The organism is Candidatus Enterococcus huntleyi (assembly GCF_009933175.1).
In the GTDB taxonomy this organism is placed as follows: Bacteria; Bacillota; Bacilli; order Lactobacillales; family Enterococcaceae; genus Enterococcus_K; species Enterococcus_K huntleyi.
Window position 1 is genome coordinate 67,754 of record NZ_MAEJ01000030.1, and the last position, 23,875, is coordinate 91,628.

At 39.5% G+C, this 23,875-nt stretch carries 22 protein-coding genes; 18 read left to right on the plus strand and 4 right to left on the minus strand.

Annotated features, from left to right (window positions below):
- Window positions 1-221: 221 nt before the first annotated feature.
- Entirely contained in the window at window positions 222-1,415 is a 1,194-nt protein-coding gene (locus BAU15_RS12885; RefSeq protein ID WP_161843147.1) for a toxic anion resistance protein, read from the minus strand.
- 108 nt (window positions 1,416-1,523) lie between these two features.
- Window positions 1,524-2,183: a 5-bromo-4-chloroindolyl phosphate hydrolysis family protein gene (locus BAU15_RS12890; RefSeq protein WP_161843148.1), complete on the minus strand. Its 660-nt coding sequence runs from the start codon at window positions 2,181-2,183 to the stop codon at window positions 1,524-1,526.
- Between the two features lie 221 nt (window positions 2,184-2,404).
- On the opposite strand from BAU15_RS12890, the gene BAU15_RS12895 reads away from it, so the two are divergent.
- The 10 genes from BAU15_RS12895 to BAU15_RS12940 all read left to right on the plus strand — a co-directional run bounded on the left by BAU15_RS12895 (window position 2,405) and on the right by BAU15_RS12940 (window position 10,516).
- On the plus strand, window positions 2,405-2,974 hold the full coding sequence (locus BAU15_RS12895) for an NUDIX domain-containing protein (protein WP_161843406.1): 570 nt from the start codon (window positions 2,405-2,407) through the stop codon (window positions 2,972-2,974).
- A gap of 55 nt (window positions 2,975-3,029) precedes the next feature.
- On the plus strand, window positions 3,030-3,326 hold the full coding sequence (macP, locus tag BAU15_RS12900) for a cell wall synthase accessory phosphoprotein MacP (RefSeq protein ID WP_161843149.1): 297 nt from the start codon (window positions 3,030-3,032) through the stop codon (window positions 3,324-3,326).
- A gap of 15 nt (window positions 3,327-3,341) precedes the next feature.
- Window positions 3,342-4,034 carry a 5'-methylthioadenosine/adenosylhomocysteine nucleosidase gene (locus tag BAU15_RS12905; protein ID WP_161843150.1) on the plus strand — a complete coding sequence of 231 codons (693 nt, stop codon included), beginning with the start codon at window positions 3,342-3,344 and terminating at the stop codon, window positions 4,032-4,034.
- Window positions 4,035-4,046: 12 nt separating this feature from the next.
- Complete coding sequence (locus BAU15_RS12910; protein WP_161843151.1) at window positions 4,047-4,592, plus strand: cysteine hydrolase family protein; 546 nt, start codon at window positions 4,047-4,049, stop codon at window positions 4,590-4,592.
- 364 nt (window positions 4,593-4,956) lie between these two features.
- Window positions 4,957-5,913 (plus strand): diacylglycerol/lipid kinase family protein, encoded by a 957-nt coding sequence (locus BAU15_RS12915; RefSeq protein WP_161843152.1) that lies wholly within the window; start codon window positions 4,957-4,959, stop codon window positions 5,911-5,913.
- Window positions 5,914-6,259: 346 nt separating this feature from the next.
- On the plus strand, window positions 6,260-7,675 hold the full coding sequence (locus BAU15_RS12920) for an ABC transporter permease (protein ID WP_161843153.1): 1,416 nt from the start codon (window positions 6,260-6,262) through the stop codon (window positions 7,673-7,675).
- A gap of 156 nt (window positions 7,676-7,831) precedes the next feature.
- The gene (locus BAU15_RS12925; RefSeq protein WP_161843154.1) at window positions 7,832-8,254 is read left to right on the plus strand and encodes an ATP-binding cassette domain-containing protein; all 423 of its coding nucleotides are present in this window, start codon (window positions 7,832-7,834) and stop codon (window positions 8,252-8,254) included.
- Window positions 8,255-8,473 (plus strand): P-loop NTPase family protein, encoded by a 219-nt coding sequence (locus BAU15_RS12930; RefSeq protein ID WP_161843155.1) that lies wholly within the window; start codon window positions 8,255-8,257, stop codon window positions 8,471-8,473.
- A 13-nt stretch (window positions 8,474-8,486) separates the two neighbouring features.
- The gene (locus tag BAU15_RS12935; RefSeq protein ID WP_161843156.1) at window positions 8,487-9,146 is read left to right on the plus strand and encodes a response regulator transcription factor; all 660 of its coding nucleotides are present in this window, start codon (window positions 8,487-8,489) and stop codon (window positions 9,144-9,146) included.
- Window positions 9,143-10,516: a sensor histidine kinase gene (locus BAU15_RS12940; protein ID WP_161843157.1), complete on the plus strand. Its 1,374-nt coding sequence runs from the start codon at window positions 9,143-9,145 to the stop codon at window positions 10,514-10,516. Before BAU15_RS12935 ends, BAU15_RS12940 begins: the two co-directional genes overlap by 4 nt.
- 81 nt (window positions 10,517-10,597) lie before the next feature.
- Here the strand turns inward: BAU15_RS12940 and BAU15_RS12945 are convergent, their stop codons facing one another.
- Entirely contained in the window at window positions 10,598-12,526 is a 1,929-nt protein-coding gene (locus tag BAU15_RS12945; RefSeq protein WP_161843158.1) for a M13 family metallopeptidase, read from the minus strand.
- A 254-nt stretch (window positions 12,527-12,780) separates the two neighbouring features.
- Between BAU15_RS12945 and BAU15_RS15805 the strand changes: the two genes are divergently transcribed.
- The 6 genes from BAU15_RS15805 to mnmA all read left to right on the plus strand — a co-directional run bounded on the left by BAU15_RS15805 (window position 12,781) and on the right by mnmA (window position 20,059).
- Window positions 12,781-13,710: a dihydrolipoamide dehydrogenase gene (locus BAU15_RS15805; RefSeq protein ID WP_237580199.1), complete on the plus strand. Its 930-nt coding sequence runs from the start codon at window positions 12,781-12,783 to the stop codon at window positions 13,708-13,710.
- 121 nt (window positions 13,711-13,831) lie between these two features.
- Window positions 13,832-14,806, plus strand: a complete 975-nt coding sequence (locus BAU15_RS12955) for a ribose-phosphate diphosphokinase (protein WP_161843159.1) — start codon at window positions 13,832-13,834, stop codon at window positions 14,804-14,806.
- A 251-nt stretch (window positions 14,807-15,057) separates the two neighbouring features.
- Entirely contained in the window at window positions 15,058-15,996 is a 939-nt protein-coding gene (gene rarD / locus BAU15_RS12960) for an EamA family transporter RarD (RefSeq protein ID WP_161843160.1), read from the plus strand.
- 65 nt (window positions 15,997-16,061) lie between these two features.
- Window positions 16,062-17,192 (plus strand): cysteine desulfurase family protein, encoded by a 1,131-nt coding sequence (locus BAU15_RS12965; RefSeq protein WP_161843161.1) that lies wholly within the window; start codon window positions 16,062-16,064, stop codon window positions 17,190-17,192.
- A 1,004-nt stretch (window positions 17,193-18,196) separates the two neighbouring features.
- On the plus strand, window positions 18,197-18,544 hold the full coding sequence (locus tag BAU15_RS12970) for a DUF1831 domain-containing protein (RefSeq protein WP_161843162.1): 348 nt from the start codon (window positions 18,197-18,199) through the stop codon (window positions 18,542-18,544).
- 393 nt (window positions 18,545-18,937) lie between these two features.
- On the plus strand, window positions 18,938-20,059 hold the full coding sequence (mnmA, locus tag BAU15_RS12975) for a tRNA 2-thiouridine(34) synthase MnmA (protein WP_161843163.1): 1,122 nt from the start codon (window positions 18,938-18,940) through the stop codon (window positions 20,057-20,059).
- Window positions 20,060-20,131: 72 nt separating this feature from the next.
- Here the strand turns inward: mnmA and BAU15_RS12980 are convergent, their stop codons facing one another.
- Window positions 20,132-21,118, minus strand: a complete 987-nt coding sequence (locus tag BAU15_RS12980) for a YhdH/YhfP family quinone oxidoreductase (protein ID WP_161843164.1) — start codon at window positions 21,116-21,118, stop codon at window positions 20,132-20,134.
- A gap of 366 nt (window positions 21,119-21,484) precedes the next feature.
- Here BAU15_RS12980 and BAU15_RS12985 point away from each other — a divergent pair, with 366 nt between their 5' ends.
- Together BAU15_RS12985 and BAU15_RS12990 are read left to right on the plus strand one after the other, a co-directional pair.
- Window positions 21,485-21,874 carry a DUF1033 family protein gene (locus BAU15_RS12985; protein ID WP_161843165.1) on the plus strand — a complete coding sequence of 130 codons (390 nt, stop codon included), beginning with the start codon at window positions 21,485-21,487 and terminating at the stop codon, window positions 21,872-21,874.
- Window positions 21,795-23,870: a DNA topoisomerase III gene (locus tag BAU15_RS12990; RefSeq protein ID WP_161843166.1), complete on the plus strand. Its 2,076-nt coding sequence runs from the start codon at window positions 21,795-21,797 to the stop codon at window positions 23,868-23,870. Before BAU15_RS12985 ends, BAU15_RS12990 begins: the two co-directional genes overlap by 80 nt.
- The last annotated feature ends 5 nt before the right edge of the window (window positions 23,871-23,875 follow it).

A 23,875-nucleotide genomic window follows, 5' to 3' on the forward strand; every position in this document is an offset into this window, starting at 1 on the left:
CTAAACAAAAAGGCGAATGATCTGTCGATTGCAGATTATTCGCCTTTTTATTTTTAGCACTTTTCTTGTATTAAAAATTATGTGCCGCATCCAGGATTCCTTCCATCAGTAAAAGTTCTCTCGAACCTGCAATAGTTATAGTACTTTCAACGGTACAAAAAGAAGCGCCCCGTCAGAATCTTGCTCTGACGAGGCGCCTCTTTGGTTGTATCTTTGTACTCTTATTGCGTTAATTCTAAAAGTTTTTGTTTCAAATCTTCTTCCATGTGGCCTAATTCGATTTCGGCTGCACGACGTTTTTCTGTACCTTCTTTTTGAATACGTAGTGTTTCTTGAATGGTTTCGACTAAATCATTTTGTGTTTGTTGCAAGGTTTCTACGTCAACGATACCACGTTCGTTTTCTTTGGCTGTTTCAATAGCAGAAATTTTAAGCATTTCTGAGTTTTTCTTCAACAAATCGTTAGTTGTTTCTGAAACCTGACGTTGAGCGGTCACTGCATCTTTTTGACGTAATAATGTTAAAGCAATCACGACTTGGTTTTTCCATAATGGAATCGCCGTATTAACTGATGCTTGGATTTTTTCAGCTAAGGCTTGGTTGGTATTTTGAATCAAGCGAATTTGCGGCGCTTGTTGGATCGTGATTTGACGAGCCAAACGTAAGTCATGAGTTCGTTTGTCTAAGCGATCCAAGAATTGCGAGTAGTCATTGACTTGTTGCACGTCCATTTGTTCTTGCGTTTCTTCCGCACGCTTGATGGCTTCAGGAATGGTTTTCGTTTGTAACTCTTCCATTTTCAATTCGCCGGCTGCGATATAGATGTTTAAGGCATCAAAATAATCTTTATTCTTTTGATATAATTGTTCCAACATTAAGTTGTCTTTTAAAAGACCATCTTTTTCTTTGTCTAATTTGACGGCAATCTTATCAATTTGAGCGCCGATTTTTTGGTATTTAGCGGTCACTTCGTAAATTGACTGTTTGACTTTACCAAAGACACGCATGAAGATATTTCCTTCGCCAGCTCGTAATTCATCCGGATTGGCTTCTTGCAAACGGTACATCAATTCTGTTAATGAATCACCAACTGGGCCAATATCTTGTGCTTGCACATGATTTAGCATCGATTGAGAGAATTCGCCCAGTTTTGTTTGAGCCGCTGAACCATAGGTAATGATTGATTGAGAGTCAGCCGTATCAATCTTATCAGCTAATTCCTTGGCTTGTGCTTGTCGTTCAGCCGGTAATTTGTCAATCAAACGAGGCGCTGCTTGTTGTTCCTGTAAGGCTGAAATTTCGGTTTGTTGCGTCGCGGTCAATGAATCAACCGGTGTTGAGAAAGGATTATTTAATAAATCCTCTAATGTATCGTTAACGGGGGTTACAACTTTTAATTGTTTTGAATCATCCATATACGTTCCTCCTAGTACAATAATTCTTTTTTTAGAATAAACAGTGTGCAGAAGTAGCTTTATCTATCTTATTTCCTGAATCTGACTACTTCTGGCACAACCTTCTCTTTATAAGCTATTATCTCGCTTTAAGCTTTGTTTGGCAACGGTTAACTCGACATCTAAGTCTTCCAAATCGTCTTCCACAAATTTTTGATAGTCTTGCGCGATTAAAGCAGCCACTTGATCAATGATTTGGGCACTTTCTTCTAGCTTTTCATAGGTCTGTTTATTTTTTAATTCATGGTTATTAATCTCAATGTATTTATCGGTCAAATCAACCATGTTTGGTAAATGGGTGTATAAAAAGTGATTAGCCAAATGTAATTTTGTCGGATCCTTTGTTAATTCTTTAAAAAGTGCTTTGGATGCTTTGACAGTATTTTGGCGTAAATCAATCGCTTTAAGTTTTGCGGTGCCACTCATATTTTCTTGCAATCGGACAATTTGTTGTTTGGCAGCATTCATTGTGTTACGAAACAGGTCAATTTCACGATCGGTCATACCTAGTTGTTCATAGTGGGATTCTTTTTCTTTGGTTAAGACAGGCAAGATTTCTTCCTGACGTTTCTTTTTCTTGGTCATACTCGGTATGATGAAAAAGACAAATGCGACGCCCAACGCTAGAAAGGCGAAGAATTCTGGGAAACCCATTTCGACAGCGAAATATAAGAGAAGTACGAGCACAATCGTAGGAAGCAGTTTACGAATCTTTTTCTTTTTTTTCATAGAATTTCCTCCTATCCCATAAAGAGGGATACATTATATTTTTTAGTGATGTTCTCTTGACTACAAAACCATTTTAGCACAGTTTCATAGGGAAAGAGTATCGGACTAAAGGTGGATTTTTGGAATTTAGAGAATTTATAAGAATTGTTAGTTTCCTTTAAAGAAAAATTGAAAAAAACCTCAGAAACAGGTATGATAACAAAGAAAGTTAGGTGAATAGCATGCGACAATTTGAAGAGTTTGAAGAAAAAACACTCGCGCGCAAAACTATTTTTAAAGGACATGTGATTGAGGTCGCAGTCGATGACGTACAACTACCTGATGGGGGAATGGCCAAACGTGAATTAGTTTTTCATAATGGAGCTGTAGGAATTATACCGATTACTAACGAAGGACGGATTGTTTTAGTGAAACAATTCCGCAAACCTTTAGAGAAAGTCATTCTAGAGATTCCAGCAGGAAAGATTGATCCAGGTGAAGAAAATGCGCCAGAAAAGACTGCACGAAGAGAATTAGAGGAAGAGACAGGCTATCAAGCAGAACGCTGGCAAAGTGTGACAACGATGTATCTCTCGCCGGGATTCTCAAATGAGAAGATGTACATTTATTACGCAGAGGAGCTTAATAAAGTCGAAAATCCTCTGGCTCAGGATGAGGATGAAGTCCTAGAATTGTATGAATTAACCTTGGCAGAAGCGAAGGAAGAAATACGCAAAGGGACAATCTGTGACTCAAAGACAGTCTATGCTATTCAATACTGGGAATTACAACAAATGAAACAAGCTAAATAATTAAGGTTGTAACAGAAGTCCAATAGGAAGAAAGAGACAAGGGAGTGTGTGAAATATGGGCAAAGGTCCCTTAATTACTCGTTCTGAGTTACGTAAGATGCGTGAGGAAGAAGATGCTTTGCTGGAAAAACAGCACAAGAGCCAGATCAAGCAAGCTAAAAAAGAGTACACAAAACAAGAGAAAGAAATCTCTAGTTTTTATCGAAAAGAACAAAAGAAGGCAAAAGAAATCACCAAGACTCGTTCAGGTGAGCAGACAAAGATGCGTGAACGGAACAAATTTTTAAATAAATCATTAGTAATCGTGGGTGTGCTATTAATTATCGTCATATTAATGGTGATCTACTTATAAGAAAGAGGTCAAGTAATGAAGATTGGGATTATTGGAGCAATGGAACAAGAAGTGAAAATTTTAAGAGAAACGATGGAAGCACCAGTTTCTTGGGAACGAGCAGGGGCCTTGTTTATTTCTGGCACGCTAGGTAAACACGAAGTCATCGTGGTTCGTTCAGGAATCGGCAAAGTGTTGTCATCTATTACGACGAGCTTACTGATTCAACAATATGGCGTGAATATGGTCATTAACACCGGCTCAGCTGGTGGGATTGGCGAAGGCTTGCGCGTGGGTGATTTAGTTATTTCTGAAAAACTCGCGTATTTCGACGTAGATGTCACAGGCTTTGGTTATGAGCCTGGTCAGCTTCCAGGGATGCCTTTATATTATGAAGCTAGCAGTTATATAAAAGCTGCCATGAAAAAGGCGGCTCAAGCGACGAGTCATACCGTTCATGAAGGATTAATTGTGACGGGCGATAGCTTCATTAATTCACCGGATAAAATGAATCAGATTCTTGCACAATTTCCTGATGCGTTGGCTTGTGAGATGGAAGGAGCCTCAATCGCTCAAACAGCGGTCCAATTTAACATTCCATTCTTAGTCGTTCGAGCGATTAGTGATACAGCTGATGAAGCGGCGACGCAAAGCTTTGATGCCTTTATCGAAGAAGCGGGCAAGCGTTCTGCTGAAATGGTGATTGAATTTGCTAAACATTTAGTTTAGGAGGAAACGAAGATGAGAGCTTTACTATCGATTGATTATACGTATGATTTTGTGGCAACAGATGGCAAATTAACCACTGGCGCGCCGGGTCAAGCCATCGAAGAAACTTTAGTAGCTGTGACGCAATCATTTATCGAAGCTGGAGATTACGTAGTTTTCGCGATTGATGCCCACGAGGCTAGTGATCAATACCATCCAGAAAACAAATTATTTCCACCTCACAATTTAGTTGGTACGGAGGGGCGCGCTTTATATGGTGGATTAGCAGATGTTTACCAGGCTAATCAAGACAATCCTCTGGTTTACTGGATTGATAAACGTCATTATTCTGCTTTCAGTGGCACAGATTTAGATATCCGTCTGCGCGAAAGAGGAATTACCGAGCTCCATTTGACTGGTGTTTGTACGGATATCTGCGTGTTGCATACCGCGATTGATGCTTATAATTTAGGCTACAAATTAGTTATTCACGAACATGCGGTCGCTAGTTTTAATCAAGTCGGCCATGAGTGGGCCTTAGCACATTTCAAAGGAACCTTAGGGGCAGAGATTGTCTAAAGAATTAATTGCTTGATCAATGAAAAATTGAAATAAATGAGTTCAAATGAATAAGTTCAAATAATTGAGTATAAATAAATGCCAACGACTTAGTGAGTCAGAATATCTGATAGCTAAGTCGTTTTTTGATGGTTGGATAAGGTTAAGCGGATGGAACAGTAATTGGAAACTTGAAGTAGTAGTTGAGTGAGAGGAAGGTTTTCATTAAGCGAAGGAATTCTTTTGCTTGCTAAATATAAATAGCATATTTTGAGGGAAATCTGGGGTGCTATGGTACGATAGAAGTAGAGAAAAGAACTGCTGTGATGATTGGTGAATGAGTGCCTATTTAGAGGAGTAGTTCATTTGATTGGAGACGAAATACATGAAGAAACTAATGGTCTTATACAATGATACTTCAGGGAATAATCAAGGGGAAGAAACAGCCAATAAATTTAAAGCATATGCTGAAGAGCAAAACTTAAATGTCGTATTGCAGCCGTCTAATCCTGACATTGATCCAGAGGAGATTCGTAAAAATGCTACGGATAATCAGGTGGATAGCTTGATTATAATTGGCGGCGATGGGACAATTCACCATGTAATTCAGAATTTTAAAGACACGATTGGTGATTATACAATTGGGATTATTCCTAGCGGGACAATCAATAATTTTGCCAAAGTCTTAAACATCCCGGTACAAGAGCAGAAGGCGTTTGAAACGATTGTTGAAAATCATGTAACGCCGGTTGATTACGGTACAGTCAATGAGGATGTGATTATTTCAACGTTAACGGTTGGTTTATTGGCAGATACGGCGGCGAACATTTCGCAGCAAGAAAAGCAGAAATATGGACCCTTGGCTTTTATGAAGCAATTCTTCCGTTTATTAGCTAAAAAGAAAAAGTATCATCTAACGATTAAAGGGCCAAATCAGAGTTGGCAAGGCAAGGCACAACTACTCTCGATGGTAATGACCAATTCGGCAGGAGGATTTACACATTTTGATGCCAATGCAACACCAAATGATGGCAAAGCACACATCATTCTTTTGCCAAAACTTGTCTTCTATAAATTTATCTATTATTTGCCAAAAATTATTCGTGGGCAATTAAATAAAATTCCTGGCGTAGTTTACTTGTCTGATGAAGCCTTCAAAATCAGCGCGAAAGAAAAAGGCGTTCAAACAAGAACTGATGGAGATCCAACTGATGACTTACCTGTTTCAGTGAAGGTTGTGAAGAGTGGACTATCCGTCTGCGTGCCTGAGAATCCAGTGGGGATTGAAAAAATTCGAGGCGCTTTTGCCAGTAAAAAAGAAGATAAACAAGAGACAAAATAAATAACAAAAGATAAATCAGGTAGGGACTGAAATATAAAGTACCTAAATTTTTTGGAAAAAAAAGAATCGTATCGCGAAAAGGTGAGCACAGTCATTGACTAGGCTCATCTTTTTTGTTGATTAAAGAAAGTATTACTATTGTGAGGGCCACGAAGCTTTCCATGATAGCTTTTTCCGATTTTTGGATACTTCTAGAATGATAAAAATAAAGTGAAGCACTTACTAGGCACTCATTTTACCTCGACTACATCTCTTCTTCATCTGGGCTTTACATTGAAGAGCTATCCTTAATTCAGATAGAGAAGAGAGGAAGCGAAACGCAATGAGAAGTTTAAAGAGAGCCTGTTTGAGTGTAATCAAACAAAAAAAGAGATCAGGATTATTATTACTCTTGTTTAGTGTCATTATTTCATTATTACTTGTAGGATTTGGGATTCAGAAAGCAGTGGAGGGAGCGAATACCCATGCGAAGCAACAGATGAAGGCGGAGGTGACGATTCAGCCAAATTACCAAAAAGCGTTCCAGGATGGCAAGCAGCAGCTACCTGAATTGGATACGGCGATGATTGATAAAATCAAAAAAATACCGCATGTGAAGGAAACGATTGTTGAATCGAAAATGTATGTCAATAATGAGTATGATTTGTATATGACGGAACAACAAAAAGAGATGTTCGGTAGTGTTGAGATGGGAACGATGGGCTTAGAAAATGATCAGAAAGAGCCAAAGCAATATATCTATGGGATTTCAGATAAAGAGCAAGTTGATGTTTTTAAGAAAGGGTTGGCATTTTTAGCAGAGGGAGAGTTTCCTTATGAATCAAAGGCAAAGAATCCTGTCTTGCTATCTAAAAAGTTTGCTGACGTCAATAAACTGAAGGTTGGCAGTACCTATAAAGCCAATGGCGGACAGAAATCGAATAAGCCGATGGAATACACGGTTTGTGGAATTTATGAATACCAGAATCCCTCAGCGGATACAGCTGGCGAAGTAAATATGATGAATATGCAGCATCCGATGGAAGAGCAGGAAAATAAGGTTTATTCGACGGTTGAGGTAACGGATAAAACCATGTTGTTGGATAATCCGTCAGGGAATGTGCGTTATGATTTTGCCAAATTAGTGATTGATGATGTCGAAGAGATTGAAGGCGTTCAGAATTACATAAAAGAGAATCTTGAGGGCGACTGGGAATACATGGATTTCGTTTCTGAGATGGATCAATACGAGAAAATGACCGCAGCGATTAATCAAGTAGCGAATATTGCGAAAATGATTTTAGTAATTGGCGGAATTGCTGGGATAGTTATTTTGACACTATTGATGCTGTTATCCTTTAAGGATCGCGTATTTGAATTTGGAATTTTACTTTCCTTAGGCGAGTCGCGAATAAATATTAGTTGTCAGGCAATTTTGGAAGGGCTGATTGTCTTAGTGTGTGGCTTTTTCCTAGCAATGGCGATTAGCCAACCGATTGCAACGGCCGCGAGTGATGCTTTGTTGAGTAATCAGGTCCAGAAAGCGGATGAACAGGAGAATGAAGTGGATTCTAATGCGAATCAGACGATTGTTATGGGACCAAATTCGGCGGAAGAGCAAGAAGTGGAACAGATCGATGAGATTAGTGTGAAGACCAATGCACCTGAAACATTAGGCATGACACTGGCAATCAGTGTGGGCATTCTACTTGTAGCAACCTGTATTCCACTCGTTTTACTGTTTAGAAAAGATCCGAAGGTCATTTTATTAGCAAAAGATTAGTCAGACGAGATTGTGACAGAAGCTATTTTTGGAAGATCGTTTACTCGGAAAATGGGGACTGACAAGAAGATTTTGTCAGATCCCTGGTTTTAGAAAAATATAATTAGTTGAAATTTGAAAAAAAATTAGTTTACCAATATGTCAGGAGTGAATCGCATGTTAACAGCCACAAATTTATCTTATCGTTATCAATATAGCGAAGTATTACAGCAAATTAATCTATCTTTTGAGAGCGGTAAAATGTACGCCATCGTCGGGAAATCAGGGAGTGGAAAAACGACTCTATTATCCTTATTATCTGGAATTAGTACGCTGCAAGAGGGAGATATCCAGTTTCAAGGGGCGTCTCTCACCAAAGGCAGTTTAGATGCTTATCGTAAAAAAATCAGCATTGTCTTTCAATCGTATAATCTGATCAATTATCTATCGCCGTTACAAAATGTTATTTTAGCGTTGGATATTAATCGCAAAAAGGGCAATAAAAAACAACTGGCTACGACTTATTTGAATAAAGTCGGCTTGGCAGGTGATCAATTAACAAGACCATGTAAAGAATTATCAGGAGGACAGCAGCAATGAGTGGCGATTGCTCGAGCGATTGCCTGCGATTCTGAAATTATTTTTGCAGACGAGCCTACGGGAAACTTGGATGTGACCACTGGGAATGAAGTGATTCAACTCTTAAAAAATATTGCCGAAACCGAAAATAAATGTGTGATTTGTGTGACCCATGATTTACAATTAGAGGAGTATGCAGATACGATCTTTCGTATCTCGGATGGCAAAATTATCGCGTAATAGGAGGAATTAAGTGAAGGCTCGGTTATTGTTGGTAGAAGATGATATGGCGATTCAGAAGGTGATGTTGACGTTTCTAGAAAAAGAAGGCTATCAAGTGACGGCGGTGGCTGATGGGCAGTCGGCGATTGATTTATTTCATCAAGATAGCTTTGAATTAATTATTTTGGACATGATGCTTCCTAAGAAGAGTGGGGAAGAGGTGCTGAGTGAAATTCGCCAATCCTCCCAACAGCCGATCATGATTATCAGTGCGCTGAATGATGAGATGACTCAGATTGGTGCGTATACGAATCAGATTGAAGACTATGTGGTGAAGCCTTTTTCGATGAACATTTTGTTATTTAAAATTTCTGCAATCTTAAAGCGAATCCACGGGGATACAGATAAGCAAATCCAACTGGGCGAAATCACGATATTTGTCGATCAGTATGAGGTGAAGAAGGCGGATGAACTGGTCCTATTGACGACCAAGGAATTTGAAATTTTATTGGCGATGGCTCAAAACAAGGGGAAAGTTTACTCGAGAGAAGAATTGTTAACCCTAGTCTGGGGCTATGATTTCTTAGGGGATAGTCGGACGATTGATGTTCATGTCAAAAATATTCGACAAAAATTAGGGAGCGAGCTGATTAAGACCATCAAAGGTGTCGGCTACAAGGTGGAAAAATGAAGAAAATGAGCTTTTATATGCGCACCTGGTTTGTCAGTGTGAGTATTCTCGTTTTAACGCTGGTGATTGGTTTTAGTATTTTTATCGGCTTTACGGGTTTCTTTTTGAAGCAACACCAACAACGACAATTTGCGGATGTGAAAGGGCAAATTCAGCAAAAAATCTCACAGGATGATATTGATCAGAAATATTTTGAAGAGTTACTCCTAAGAGGCTACTTCATAACAATTTCGCTTGATGGCAAGGTGGTTTATCCGACAAATCAGCCGGTGATTATCAGCAGTAACGGGCAAGTTCCTGAGAACTTTGATGGCGAGACGGTCATCCAAACTTTTGAAGTGATGCGTGATCCGGATTATTTGTCAGAGGATTTTACCGCCGAATATCAAGAGACCGATTATACTGTCAATTTAATCAGAAATGTGTCGATATCTAGCGAGGATTATCAGAGTGTTGTCAGTACCACGGTGCCGATTTTTCTGATTATTGGCTTAATCGTTTCTGGGGCGGTTTCGATTCTATATGCGCAATACTTTACTCGGAAAATTCAACATGTGAATCAGACGATTGATCAGATGAGTCAGGTTGATTATCAACCAACCATCGTTGAATCGAAGGATGAGATGCAGATTCTTGAAAATAATGTCAGTCGCTTGTACCTTGAATTGAAGAAAAACTTGGAGCAATTGCAAAAGGACTATCTGTATATCGAATCTCTAGAAAAAGAACGAAACCTGTTCATGAAAGGAGCCACTCATGAACTAAAAACGCCAATTATGGCGATGCAGACAGTGATTGAGGGCTATTTTGCCGAATTACCAGACAGCGAGTATAGTAATCCGGAGAATGTCTTGCGGAAATGCCAGGGGCAGCTGCGAAGTATGACCAAACTGGTGAATGAATTGTTGGCACTGGCCAATGTTGAGCTGAGTCAGGAAACAACGACGGTTGATGTTAGAGAAACACTGGAAACGGTCATTCAATGGTCGCAGATTCTACTAGATGAGAAGCAACAGGAAGTTCGAATAGATTTACCAAAAATTAGTATGACAATCTCTCAAAAAATGTTATTGAAGGTCTTCTCTAATATTATTAGTAACGCGATTCATCATGGGAAAAGTAAGAGCACAATCGAGATTGAATTGAGTGAAGATGGACAGGAATTAATCATTCGAAACCAGACGAATCAAGCGATAGAAGATAGCGAGAAGCTTTTCCAGCCATTTTATACGACGCAAGAAGAAGAGTATGAAGGCCATGGCTTGGGCTTATACTTGGTCAAGAATAGTCTGAGTAATTATGGCTATGAAACCTTGATTCGCTTACCAGATGAAGAGATCTTTGAGCTGGTGATTCTTTTGAAGAAGTAGTAGTGAGGCGTATAAAAAATAAAATTGAAGACAGCCTACGAAGTTTTAATAAATTTCGTAGGCTGTCTCTGTATTTTTATATTACCAAATCGTGATGCGTTTTTCTGGTGCTAGGTACATATCATCTTCTGGTTGGATGTCAAATGTAGAATAGAAATCAGCTAAGTTTTGCGGTTGGACATTTGCCCGTAATTTGGCTGGTCCATGGACATCAACTGATAATAAAAGTTGTTGGTATTCGGTTTTTGCATTGGTGCGCCAAATCGTTGCCCAGTTCATGAAGAAGGCTGGTAAATCTGCGTCTTCCTCTTGTTTGGTTGCTTCTAAGGCGCAGCTTAATCCGCCAGCATCGGCGATATTTTCAGAAACAGTCAGCTTTCCATTAACCGTCAATCCAGCAAATGGAATCCCATCAAATTGTTCAATTACTTGTTGGGCAAGTGCTTGGAAATGAGCTAAATCTTCTTCCGTCCACCAGTTATTTAGATTCCCAAATTCATCGAATAGTGCGCCATTATTGTCAAAGGCATGAGAAATTTCATGAGCGATCACCGCCCCAATCCCACCATAATTGGCACTACTAGACTGATCCAAACTGTAAAATGGTGCTTGTAAGATTGCAGCAGGGAAGACAATTACATTCCTGAATGGATGGTAATAAGCGTTCACCGTATCGGCGCTCAACTCCCACTCATTTCGACGGACTGGCTTGTTCCACTGACTATAGTGATCGCGGCTAGTGATTTCTCTGAAACGTAAAGTATTGTTAAATAGAGTGCCGCCATCTTCAGCAGAAACTGTTTTAAATTGTTGATAGATTGCAGGGATTTCGTCAGGATAACCGACTTGAATACCTAACGCGTCTAATTTAACAATCGCTTTTTTACGAGTGGCTTCACTGAGCCAGGTATTCGTTTGTAGACGAGATTTGTAAACCGCGATCATATTTTCAACCATCTGATGGACATCATTTTTGGCTTTTTCACCGAAATATTTTTTACCGTAGTAGAGGCCAACAACTTGACTGAAACGTCCTTTCGCCAAATAATAGGCTGCTTTTTCTTGTGGCATTTCTTCTGCTACTCCTGAAAGCGTCCGGCCATAGAGTCCACCTGTTTGACGGAACTCTTCAGTCAGATAACTGTCGTAAGTTAGCACAGTTATTACAGACAGCCAACTTTTCATTAATGCGAAATGATCTTGCGTCAGTAGTTGATTTAATTGTTCAAAATAAGTCGGATCAGTGACAATAACTTGATCAGGTTTGGCACCAACCAAGCCTTGAATCAGGTTTCCTAAATCCAGTTCGGTGCTATGCGCGACGAATTCTTCAAAGGTTTGAGGATTATACATCTTGCTGTAGTCCGCTGATTCTTCCGCACTTTTGACATGGGGAGCGATTAGTTTATCAAAAGCGATGGCTTGTTCGGCAATCGATTCCGCTTCTTTGTCATTTTTACCGAGCATTTTAAATAATTTCACCATCATTTCAAAGAAAACGTTCATTAGTTGAGCCCCGTTCTCGTGGCCTGCTTCATAATATGTTTTATCCGGTAAGAATAGGCTAGGCGGCGAAGCAATTAGTGCATTGGTCGTCGCATTTTTCATATCCGCATCGACTTCCAAATAGACAGGCAGGGCCATGCCGGTAAAAGTCCATTCAGGAAATTGGGCATTTAAATCAGCGAATGATTGCAATGAATCAATCTTGTTTAGCAGTGGTAAAAGTGGGGCAGTCCCAGTAGCTTCCCGAGCATCAAAATCAGTTGCCAATTGATAATACTTCAGAAATTCCTTCATCAGTTCGGAAGGTGCCGACGCAATATCCTGCGCCATATCTTTGACTTCTTTCATTAACAAATTTTCGATACCAACTGATAGTTCATTGAAGCTACCTGTCGCTGGCTTATCTGCAGGAATCTCTGCTGTTTTTAACCAATCGTAGTTTACGTATTCATAAAAATCCTTTTTAAGTAAATCCTGTGGTGCGGTGTTTGTCTTACCTGTCATCCAAAGTTCCTCCTTTTTTAGTACCCGTCGAATCCTTTACGTGGGAAAATGAGTTCAGCAAGTTGCAATGACAAATAGAAACGTTCTCACTAGACTGCATCTTCATATGGCACGAAAGATTCTTATCTATCTACAATAGAACAAAAGCGCTCTTTAGACAAATAAAAAATAGAATTTTCAGAGAATTTGAAGAATAATTTTACCCGATATTTCGAAAAATGAGGTATGCTAGAAGAAATGAGAGGAGCGATTGGATGAAACAGCCACGCATACAACAACGACAAGTAAATACATTAGGTTCATTGACGCTAGAAGGGCAAGTTTTGACGATCAAGCGATTCGTCGCATTGACAGGGATTTCCCAGCAATTCCAGACGTTCGCTGCAGTCTTTACAAATGATAGTTACGCTATTTTTAGCCATCATTCAGGGCAATTACTGGAGTATTGCTTGTCTGCCAAATCTTTTCCATATGCACAGGCTTCTGATAATTATTACGGCGGCCCGCTAAATTATTATCAGCGAGTGGAGTCGGGCTATCTGGATTTATTAACTGAAGAAATAATCCCTCTTCAATTGTCAGATGAGTTGGAGCAGACTGCACCTTCATCTGCAAGTCAGACTACTCCTCTAACAAACGAAAATAAACGCTATGATCAGTGGGTAGGGATTCCTGAATCGCGCTTTTATCCGTATCGCAATTGGCTGACGCCTTCTGGGTACTTGTGTGGGACCTATGCATCAACAGTTTTATTGGCATACTATCAAGATTATATCGATGAAACGATTATTCCCGACACTCTACGGATGAAAGGTGAAAACAGACATGAGGATTTAGCTAATTGTCTTCGTCCATTGATTCAGCCGCTAGGGTTGCCGACGATTCCTTTTCAAGTCGGCTTCGGATTATCGCGCTATTTTGACCGTTATGGCTTAAAATATCGTGCCCGTACCACACTGATTGGTTCATGGAATCGAGCAGTAAAGCGAATCCAACAAGGCAAGCCAGTTGAAGTTGGTATCTTGAAAGTTCTAGGCAGCACCTATGGCAATCACTGGATAGTCGCATACGCCTATCTAGAAAAAGCCGATGGTTCGCGTTTTTATAAAGTCCACGACAATTGGGGAAATTACAATAAAGTCATTAATGCCAGCTGGGGTAATGGGACTGTTTCGTTACCATAAGCTTTGCTAAATTATTAAACTGAACATTGGTAAGCCTTTCATAAATAAAATACGTCTTTTCAACAGAATTTCACATAGAAATATGATAGAATTAAGTGAAACTATTCGATGGGGGAATTATATGAGCGAGAAATATCAAGATGGGACCTTAAAAATCTTTAGTCTGAATGGAAATCGTCCGTTAGCAGAGAAAATTGCTAAAGTGTTTGGAACAGAGTTAGGGAAAAGTGTCGTTAAACAATTTAGTGATGGCGAGATTTCGATTAACGTCGAAGAGAGTATTCGTGGGGATCATGTCTACTTAATTCAATCTACAAATGCGCCAGTCAATGATAATTATTTAGAATTGTTGATTATGATTGATGCGATGAAACGCGCCAGTGCTAAAACGGTCAATGTTGTGCTACCTTACTACGGCTATGCAAGACAAGACAGAACGGCTAAGCCACATGAGCCAATTACGGCTAAATTGATTGCTAATATGTTACAAGAAGCCGGGGCTACCAGAGTATTGACACTGGATTTACATGCGGTCCAAGTACAAGGGTTCTTTGATATTCCAGTTGATAATTTGTTCACGATGCCTTTATTTGCACATTATTATCGCGAACTTGGTCTGACAGGCGACGATATCGTGGTGGTTTCACCAAAAAATAGTGGTGTACAACGTGCACGAAGTCTTTCTGAATATTTAAATTCGACGCTTGCAATCATCGATCAAACTGAAGAAGGTAATCCTGAAACAGGTTATGTCATTGGAAATGTCGAAGATAAAATTTGTATTATGGTAGATGATATTCTAAATACGGGGGAAACATTTGCCTACGGTGCGACGGTGCTGAAGCAAAATGGAGCAAGAGAAGTTCATGCCTGTGCCTCTCATGGCTTGTTATCAACGCCAGCAAAAGAAATTTTGGATGCAGCACCAATTAAAGATATCTGCATCACAGATTCAGTATGGACAGCAGATGAAAAACATCCAGAAAATCTGACGATTATCACTTGTTCAGAATTGATGGGTGAGGCGGTCAAACGGGTACATGAAAACACGCCAATGAGTCCACTGTTTCGTTTAGAAGATAAAGAGTTCGAATAAACTAAAAATATTAATAAGAAAATTTTCATAGGAAACCTGTGAAGAGACTGGAAATAGGTAGCTTAAAGAAGGCGATTGTCTTTTTTAAAGCTATCATTCCCAGTCCTTTTTCTATCCAGAAGGTCATGGACTTAGTTATACATTTAAAAACAAAACCAGTAGTCGTTTTCGAAGGTTGAAGCGAATTGCTGAGTAAGCCTATATAGAAGGTTTTATATAGAGTAAATTTTTGGGGATTGGGGATAGTTGGTATGAAAGAATCGAAAAAAGGTGTAATTGTAGGCTTTGTTGCCTATATTTTGTGGGGAATCATTCCCTTATATTGGAAATTAATTCCTTCAGTCGTAGGAGCTTTGGACATACTGGCTTATCGCGTTATTTGGTCGTTTGTTTTTATGGTAATCTATATTTTACTGACTAAGAGGACGGGAAAATTCTTAGCGGAGTGCCGGGAGATTTGGCAAGATAAGAAGAAACTTATTGCGATTATTTTGGCCGCTCTCTTCATTTCAATTAATTGGTTTACCTTTATCTACACGGTTGGACAAGGGCGAGTGACAGAAGCGAGCCTCGGCTATTATATGAATCCACTCGTAAATGTATTATTAGCAACTTTAATTTTGAAAGAACCTTTAGGCCGCTTAGGCAAAATAGCCTGTGGGTTTGCTTTTGTCGGTGTGATTCTGTTAACCATTCAAACGGGAACAATCCCAGTCTCTTCTTTGATAATGGCGTTTGCTTTCAGTTTCTACGGGCTATTAAAAAAAGGCTTTACGCTCTCTTCGTATACGGGATTAACGATTGAAACCTTAGTTATTTTACCGATTGCGCTAATTTATTTGCTAGGGTTCTCACCAACCGGATTCATGAGCTTTTCAGGCAACGTGAATCTCTTATTGATGGGTGCCGGCATCGTTACAGCCATTCCATTATTGTTATTTGCAGAGGCTGCAAAACGGATTTCTTATATCATCTTAGGATTTATTCAATACGTGAATCCCACGATTATGTTGCTATTAGCCGTCTTTGTTTTCAATGAGCCTTATACCAAGGAGCAATTTTTTGCCTTCTCATTTATTTGGGTAGGCATTGGGATATTTACTTATGCTACTGCTCGTTCATGGAAAAAAGAGCAGCAATTTGAAAAGCATTCTATGCTAGCCAAAGAGACTGTTCTCGATGAGGAATAATCTTTGGACATCTCCTTATTTTATGCTAGAATGAGCCTAATTATGACTAGAAAGGATTGAATCTAGTGGCGACTATTTATTTAGATCATGCAGCAACGACACCGATGCATCCCGAAGTAATTGCGGAGATGACTCGAGTGATGGCTGAATATTTTGGAAATCCCTCAAGTATTCATCGGTTTGGTCGACTAGCGCATGAACAATTAGAGGCAGCGAGACAAGTGATTGCAGATAGTTTAGAGGTTGCTCCTCATGAGATAATTTTTACCAGTGGTGGGACAGAAAGCGATAATATGGCGATCATCGAGACGGCCATGTCCCGCCAATCAGAAGGAAAGCATTTGATTACAACGGCGATTGAGCATCCAGCGGTTTTACAAACCATGGCTTATTTAGAAGGTCAAGGATTTGAAGTTACTTACTTGCCTGTTGATCAAAAAGGAAACATTTCTCTAAGTGATTTTACAGCAGCTCTGAGAGAAGATACGATTTTGGTGTCGATAATGTTTGGCAACAACGAGATTGGTAATTTGTTACCGATTAAAGAAATCGGCGATTTACTACGCGATTATCCAGCTTATTTTCATAGTGATGCTGTTCAGGCATACGGTAGTCAAACGATTCGGCCTCATGAATTAGGCATCGATTTGTTAAGTACTTCTGCCCATAAAATTAACGGACCTAAAGGAGTCGGCTTCTTATTTAAGAGTGATAAAATCAAGTTGCCTCCATTACTTCATGGTGGGGAACAAGAAGAAAAAAGACGACCTGGTACAGAAAATTTAGCAGGAATCATGGGTATGAAAGCAGCTGTTGAACAGTTAGCAGCAGAAGAACGTCAAGCTAGAAAACAAGAATATACAGAATTTGCCAAACAAATTTTAACGTTCCTAGATGAAAAAGCTATCGATTATAAAATTAATGGGGATTTCTCACAGCGGTTACCTCATATTTTAAATCTTCATCTTAAGAATACGCCTAATAATCTGTTACTGATGAAACTTGATTTGAAAGATATCGCGGTATCGACCGGCTCAGCCTGTACAGCAGGCACTGTCGATCCATCACATGTCCTCGAAGCGATGTACGGTAAAGACGATCCAGCAATTACCGAATCAATTCGGATTAGCTTCGGTTTAGATGTAACCGCCGAACAGATTGATCAATTTTGCCAAGTGCTAGCAGCCAGTCTGTAAGAAGTACTTAGAATACTTTTTGACTAAGTAGAATAACCTTGCTATAATGCAGGTGTAGGTAAAAGGTGATGGGTGTCACCTCTTACAAAATTGCTTCGGCAGTGGATTTGGACGAGCTTAGAGGATTACTCCTTTAAGCTTTTATTATTATTATTGCAATTTCTAACAATAGTTTAACTATTGTCAGAATTGCGATAATGTAAGCTAACATTATCATAAATAAATTACCCTTCCTCATTCCACCGTTATTCATTGGCGCATCTCCTTTCAAAACCAACGTGTAATTTAAAGTTACAAGTTTGAAGGGGACTTACCACGACCTATGGCAACACTACACCTGCATGACAGCAAGAATATTTCTTACTGTATATATAAACTCTGATAAACAATTAACATTCTTCGAAAGTGGGGAATGTTTTTGTTTTGATTAACGATTCAGACAATATCTTAATAGAGCCTTGAAATTTGCGATAGCGATAGAGCCGATACAGAAATACTTTTTTGACTAAGTAGAATAACCTTGCTATAATGCAGGTGTAGGTAAAAGGTGATGGGATCACCTCTTACAAAATTGCTTCGGCAGTGGATTTGGGATGCTTAAAGGATTACTCCTTTAAGCTTTTATTATTATTATTGCAATTTCTAACAATAGTTTAACTATTGTCAGAATTGCGATAATGTAAGCTAACATTATCATTAATAAATTACCCTTCCTCATTCCACCGTTATTCATTGGCGCATCTCCTTTCAAACCAACGTATAAGTTAAAGTTAGTAGTTTGAAAGTGATTCACCACGACCTATGGCAATACTACACCTGCATTACAGCAAAAATATCTCTTACTGTGGCATACATGTACTCTTATAAACATCGAACATTCTTTGAAAGTAGAGAATGTTTTTTTTCGCCTATCCTGAAGATAGCTTTGTGGCGTAAATTTGAACTAGCAAAGACGGGTAGAAACCTCTATAATAGAGAGTGACTAAATTATTGAGGTGAAAACTATGGCATTTTTAGAAACAGCAACAGTAGAAGGCACGGATGTGTTGTATAAATTAAATCCAGCAGCAAAAAAATATACCTTACGCGATAATGGATTTACAGAAACTAAATCTGGGAATTTCCAGTTAATTCGACCTTTGGATGCAACACCCCAAAGCAAAGAAGGCTTCAAGTTGAAAATTACTGTGTCTAAAGATATAAAAACATTGAAGATGTCGATTACGACTGCCAATGGGTTAAAATCTGTCAACTTATTTAAGGATGAGAAACATAAGATGAATCAAGACAAATTCTTCTTCTTGATGGATGGCATGATTGACCGTGGTTTATTCGAAAAAGTAGTTAAATAATCTATCTAACACATAGAGTTGTGACAAGTAATCAGCCATATCAAGGCTAGAACTTGTCACGACTCTTTTTTTTACCCCAAGGTCTGAGGGGCCTTTTTTGGGGTTCAAAATAAGATACGCTATTGTATAGAACGATTTTTTTATTTTGAAATCTTATTTTATTTTTTATGAACGCTTATTTTTGCAGAGTCAGAATAATTTATTTTATGTTAAAAAAACTGAAATATAAGCCAGAAAGAGTGCTGCAAGGTTAAGTAAAGATGAGAGAAATGAAAAATACGAATTCTATTAGTGAAAAAATTTTGAAAATGTCGTATAATGTGAGTCACTGAAAAGTTGCGACCTTCAACTCGTAGATGTTTCAGAAAATCTAATTGAAATGATGGTGATATCATGACAGACAACAGCAAGACGCGCGTTGTCGTTGGGATGAGTGGCGGTGTTGACTCATCTGTAACAGCACTTTTGCTGAAAGAGCAAGGCTATGATGTAATCGGGATCTTTATGAAAAATTGGGATGATACCGATGAAAATGGCGTTTGTACAGCAACAGAGGATTATAAAGACGTAGCAAAAGTTGCTGCGCAAATAGGCATTCCGTATTATTCGGTGAACTTTGAGAAGGAATATTGGGATCGTGTTTTTGAATATTTCTTAGCGGAATATCGCGCGGGTAGAACGCCGAATCCGGATGTAATGTGTAACAAAGAAATAAAATTTAAGGCTTTCTTAGATTATGCGCTAGAATTAGGGGCTGATTACGTTGCGACTGGGCATTATGCCCAAGTTTCTCGTGACGAAGATGGCACGGTGCATATGTTAAGAGGGGTCGATAATAATAAGGATCAAACGTATTTCTTGAGCCAACTTTCTCAAGAACAATTGGCAAAAACGATGTTTCCTTTGGGGCATATGGAAAAATCTGAAGTGCGTGCGATTGCTGAACGAGCAAATTTAGCAACTGCTAAGAAAAAAGATTCGACAGGAGTTTGCTTTATTGGCGAAAAGAATTTCAAACAATTCCTAAGTAACTATTTGCCAGCAAAACCTGGGAATATGGTGACAATGGAAGGTGAAGTCAAAGGGCAACATGATGGCTTGATGTATTACACAATTGGCCAACGTCAAGGATTAGGTATTGGCGGCGGTGGCAAAACCCAAGAACCATGGTTTGTTGTGGGCAAAGATTTGACTACGAACACGCTATATGTTGGACAAGGATTCCATCATGAAGCATTGTATGCGACTAGTTTAGCGGCTAGCGAAATTCATTTTACGACAAATGCCGAACAACCTGCAGAATTCCGTTGCACAGCAAAATTCCGTTATCGTCAACAAGACGTGCCAGTGACTGTTCAATTGACAGGCGAAGGCAAAGCAACGGTAATTTTTGATGAACCTGTTCGTGCAATTACGCCAGGACAAGCAGTTGTCTTTTACGATGGAATGGAATGTTTAGGTGGCGGGTTAATCGACCAAGCCTACCAAGAAACGAAAGTCTTACAATATATTTAAGCGACTATTCCAATAAATGAATATGCAAACAGAAACGCCAACGCAGAAATAATTCAGCGTTGGCGTTTTTTATTATAATTTAACGATCGTTCTCCCAAGGTGTTGACCGGCTTTTAAATCTTCAATGGTCTTCGGTAACTCTGCTAATGTGACTTCATCAAATAGAGTTGTTTGGCTGACGTTCCAGCTGGTTGCTAGTTTTTCCCAGACGGCTGTTCGTTCTTCAACAGAAATGTTGACTGAGTCGATGCCTAAGAGATTGACACCACGCAATATAAAAGGCAGAACGGTTGTCGCAAGTTTAATTCCACCAGCGTTACCACAGAGGCTCATGCTGCCACCATAATGGATGAATGGAATTAGGTCTGAAGCGACTTGGCCGCCGACGGTATCTAAAATGTAATGGAATTTTTGTTTATTCAATGGTCGTTTTTGATCAGCAAATTCACTGGCGAACACGACATTTTGAGCACCGAGTGATTGGGCTACAGCGACTTGGTTTTCTTTTCGGACCATGGCTGTAATAGAGGTGAAGCCCAGCTTGGCTAAGATTTGAACAGCCAGACTTCCTACACCACCCGTGGCACCGGTGACTAAAATTTCTGGTTGATTGTCGACGGATAAGCCGTTATTTTCCAATGCTTGAATTGATAAGGCGGCGGTTAAGCCAGCTGTGCCGAAAATCATGGCTTCTTTTAAAGTCAAGGTTTCAGGCAACGGAATAACCCATTCGCTAGGAACGCGGGCGTATTCTGAGAAGCCTCCAGTGTGACTCATGCCGACTGCAAATCCTGTGACTAAAACTTTTTGTCCGACTGAAATAGCTTCATCATCAGATTCAACGACTGTTCCACTAAAATCGATTCCTGGAATCATTGGGTATTCGCGGATGACGCCTGCATTTTTTTGCACGGCGAGCATGTCTTTGTAATTGACGGAAGAATAGGCAACTTCGATTAAGACATTGCCTTGTGATAATTGTTCAATGGTTGTTTGTTCAATCTCAGCAACTATTTGTTCCTCAACTTCTTTAACGAGTAATGCTTGAAATGGTTTCATAAATAAGCTCCTTTATGGATGAGATAATCTTGTTATATCCCCAAGCTATCATGTTCCTCAAGCGCTGTCAATTGCAAGTGGAATGAATAAGTCCCTAAAACATCTCGAGTTTTTTAGTCAGATAAAAATCATCGAATTGAAAAGTAGGAAAAAATAATGAGGGCTTCTTTCAGAAATCTTAAGAATTCTCATACGAGCCGCCTGTTTTGTGATAAACTTACCTTAGACTATGGATAGTTTTCAATGATTGATAGAAAATAGGACTTTCTTTTCAGAAAAAGCGACTTTTTTCACAAATCAAATTCTTGCAACTTTTTTTAAAAGTGACTAGTATGGTTTGTAACAAGAAGAAAGCGAGGGCCAGCGATGTACCAAGTGATAATAATGTATGGTGATAATGAACCCTGGTGGTTTTTCGAAGACTGGCAATCTGATATTGAAGAGTTATCGACTTTTCAAACATTAGAGTCCGCACAAGCCTTCTATAAAGAACAATGGATAAAGTTACAGCCTCAATATACATATATTAATGCGAAGAGTAACTTTTTGTGCGCTTTTTGGAGTGAGGGCGATGAGCGCTGGTGTGAAGAATGTGATGATGACCTGCAGCAATACAAGGGGTTAGCGTTGCTTAAAGATTATCAGCCTATTTCAGTTGAAAGCGGAAAGGAATTTTATGAAGCAACTAATTCTAGCGGAAAAACCAAGTGTTGCCAAGGACTTGAGCAAAGTTTTGGGCGCACAGCAAAAGCATAAAAACTATTACGAAGGACCCAAGGTTATTGTGACATGGGCCCTTGGTCATTTATTAGGCTTAAAAATGCCGGAAGATTTAAAGAAGGAGTGGCAGAGTTGGCAGATGGAAACATTGCCGATGATTCCACATAAGTTAGGGATTAAACCACTGCCTAAAACGGGGCATCAATTAAAAGCAATTAAACAATTAGCGAACCGCAATGATGTGGGGGAAGTTGTGATTGCGACAGATGCCGGGCGTGAAGGGGAGCTGGTGGCGCGTTGGATTCTTGAGTATGTGCATTTTAACAAACCAGTTAAACGATTATGGATTTCTTCGCAAACAGATAAAGCAATCAAAGATGGCTTCAAAAACTTAAAGCCGGCGAAAATGTACGATGATTTATATGAATCAGCCTTAGCTCGGGCGAAAGCCGATTGGCTGGTAGGGTTAAATGTGACACGTGCATTGACGGTCAAGTATCAAGATAACCTGTCAGCGGGTCGTGTTCAAACACCGACCTTGGCGTTAGTGCGCGAGCAAGAGAAGAAAATTGAACAGTTTCGTCCACAAACGTATTTTACGATTCAACTGATGGCACAAACACAAAAAGCAACGATGCGTCAGAAGAATCCATACAGCTTTAAGGAGCGGGATAAAGTTGAAGCGTTTGTCAAAGAGTTGAGTAAAAAGCTGGGTAAAGTCACTGATATCCAAGAAAAAACGAAGGTGGAACCAGCACCTTTACCTTATGATTTGACTGAAATTCAGCGAGAAGCAAACCAGCGTTATAATTTTTCAGCTAAGAAAACTTTATCGTTGGTTCAGAGCTTATATGAGATTCACAAGATTGTGACATATCCGCGGACGGACAGTAAATATCTAACGATGGATATGAAAGCAACCATGAAAGAACGGCTGCAAGCGGTCAGCGATTTTTCACCAGAAGTTAAAACTTACCTGAAAAAAGGCGCTGTCGTGAAACAAACGAAGGTTTTCCAAGACAGTAAAGTCACGGACCACCATGCGTTATTGCCGACAGAAAAAGCGGCACGTTACGAAAAACTAGATAATGATGAGCAAAAAATCTATCAAATGATTGTGCAACGATTTGTCGGATTATTTGCTGAACCACATAAAACGCAACAAACGAAAGTGACTGTCACTTTTGGCGAAGAATCATTCGTTTTCCAACAAAGCCAAGTGATTGAACAGGGTTGGAAGAAATCTGATGAGAAACAACAACCTTTAGTGAAATGGCAAGTCGGTCAAAGCGTGCCGGCGAATTTTACCATTACCAAAGAGTTGACTAGCCCACCGAAACCACTGACGGAAGGGACTTTGCTAGGATTGATGGAAAAACACAGTCTAGGAACTCCAGCGACACGAGCTGAGATTATCGAAAAGTTGATTAAATCAGAATTGATGGAGCGGGCGACTAGTGGTTTGCAAGTGTCTCAAAAGGGCAAGCAGCTATTAGAGTTGGTCAATCCATCCTTAGTAACGCCTGAGCTGACAGAAAAATGGGAAAAAGATTTAGAAGCCATCTCGAAAGGCAAGAAGTCTGCTGCAACATTTATTAAAGAAATCGAGCAAGAAACCAAACGCTTGGTCTCAGAGGTGAAACGTAGTGAGCAAAAGTATCAAGACTTCTCTGTGACGTCGAAGAAATGTCCGGATTGCGGCAATAATTTACGAGAAAAAAATACGCGTGATGGCAAAATTTATGTTTGTACCAATCAAGAATGTAGCTATCGCCGCCGCAAAGATCCGAAATTATCAAATCATCGTTGTTCACAATGCCATAAAAAAATGGAAATTATTGACGGGAAGAATGGATCGTTCTTCAAGTGCAAATTCTGTTCGATTACCGAAAAAGTTCCTGATAAAAAGGAACGTAAACAAAAGATGACGAAACACGAAGAACGACGTTTAGTGAAGAAATATTCGCAAGCGGAAGAACCAGAAGAAAGCCCATTGGCACAAGCGTTGAAAGCGGCACTGGAAAATAAATAAGCATG

Coding starts and splice junctions, on each gene's coding strand:
- BAU15_RS12885 (WP_161843147.1), bottom strand. CDS start 1,415: ATGGATGATTCAAAACAATTAAAAGTTGTAACCCCCGTTAACGATACA.
- BAU15_RS12890 (WP_161843148.1), bottom strand. CDS start 2,183: ATGAAAAAAAAGAAAAAGATTCGTAAACTGCTTCCTACGATTGTGCTC.
- BAU15_RS12895 (WP_161843406.1), top strand. CDS start 2,405: ATGCGACAATTTGAAGAGTTTGAAGAAAAAACACTCGCGCGCAAAACT.
- macP (WP_161843149.1), top strand. CDS start 3,030: ATGGGCAAAGGTCCCTTAATTACTCGTTCTGAGTTACGTAAGATGCGT.
- BAU15_RS12905 (WP_161843150.1), top strand. CDS start 3,342: ATGAAGATTGGGATTATTGGAGCAATGGAACAAGAAGTGAAAATTTTA.
- BAU15_RS12910 (WP_161843151.1), top strand. CDS start 4,047: ATGAGAGCTTTACTATCGATTGATTATACGTATGATTTTGTGGCAACA.
- BAU15_RS12915 (WP_161843152.1), top strand. CDS start 4,957: ATGAAGAAACTAATGGTCTTATACAATGATACTTCAGGGAATAATCAA.
- BAU15_RS12925 (WP_161843154.1), top strand. CDS start 7,832: ATGTTAACAGCCACAAATTTATCTTATCGTTATCAATATAGCGAAGTA.
- BAU15_RS12940 (WP_161843157.1), top strand. CDS start 9,143: ATGAAGAAAATGAGCTTTTATATGCGCACCTGGTTTGTCAGTGTGAGT.
- BAU15_RS12945 (WP_161843158.1), bottom strand. CDS start 12,526: ATGACAGGTAAGACAAACACCGCACCACAGGATTTACTTAAAAAGGAT.
- BAU15_RS15805 (WP_237580199.1), top strand. CDS start 12,781: ATGAAACAGCCACGCATACAACAACGACAAGTAAATACATTAGGTTCA.
- BAU15_RS12955 (WP_161843159.1), top strand. CDS start 13,832: ATGAGCGAGAAATATCAAGATGGGACCTTAAAAATCTTTAGTCTGAAT.
- rarD (WP_161843160.1), top strand. CDS start 15,058: ATGAAAGAATCGAAAAAAGGTGTAATTGTAGGCTTTGTTGCCTATATT.
- BAU15_RS12970 (WP_161843162.1), top strand. CDS start 18,197: ATGGCATTTTTAGAAACAGCAACAGTAGAAGGCACGGATGTGTTGTAT.
- mnmA (WP_161843163.1), top strand. CDS start 18,938: ATGACAGACAACAGCAAGACGCGCGTTGTCGTTGGGATGAGTGGCGGT.
- BAU15_RS12980 (WP_161843164.1), bottom strand. CDS start 21,118: ATGAAACCATTTCAAGCATTACTCGTTAAAGAAGTTGAGGAACAAATA.
- BAU15_RS12985 (WP_161843165.1), top strand. CDS start 21,485: ATGTACCAAGTGATAATAATGTATGGTGATAATGAACCCTGGTGGTTT.
- BAU15_RS12990 (WP_161843166.1), top strand. CDS start 21,795: ATGAAGCAACTAATTCTAGCGGAAAAACCAAGTGTTGCCAAGGACTTG.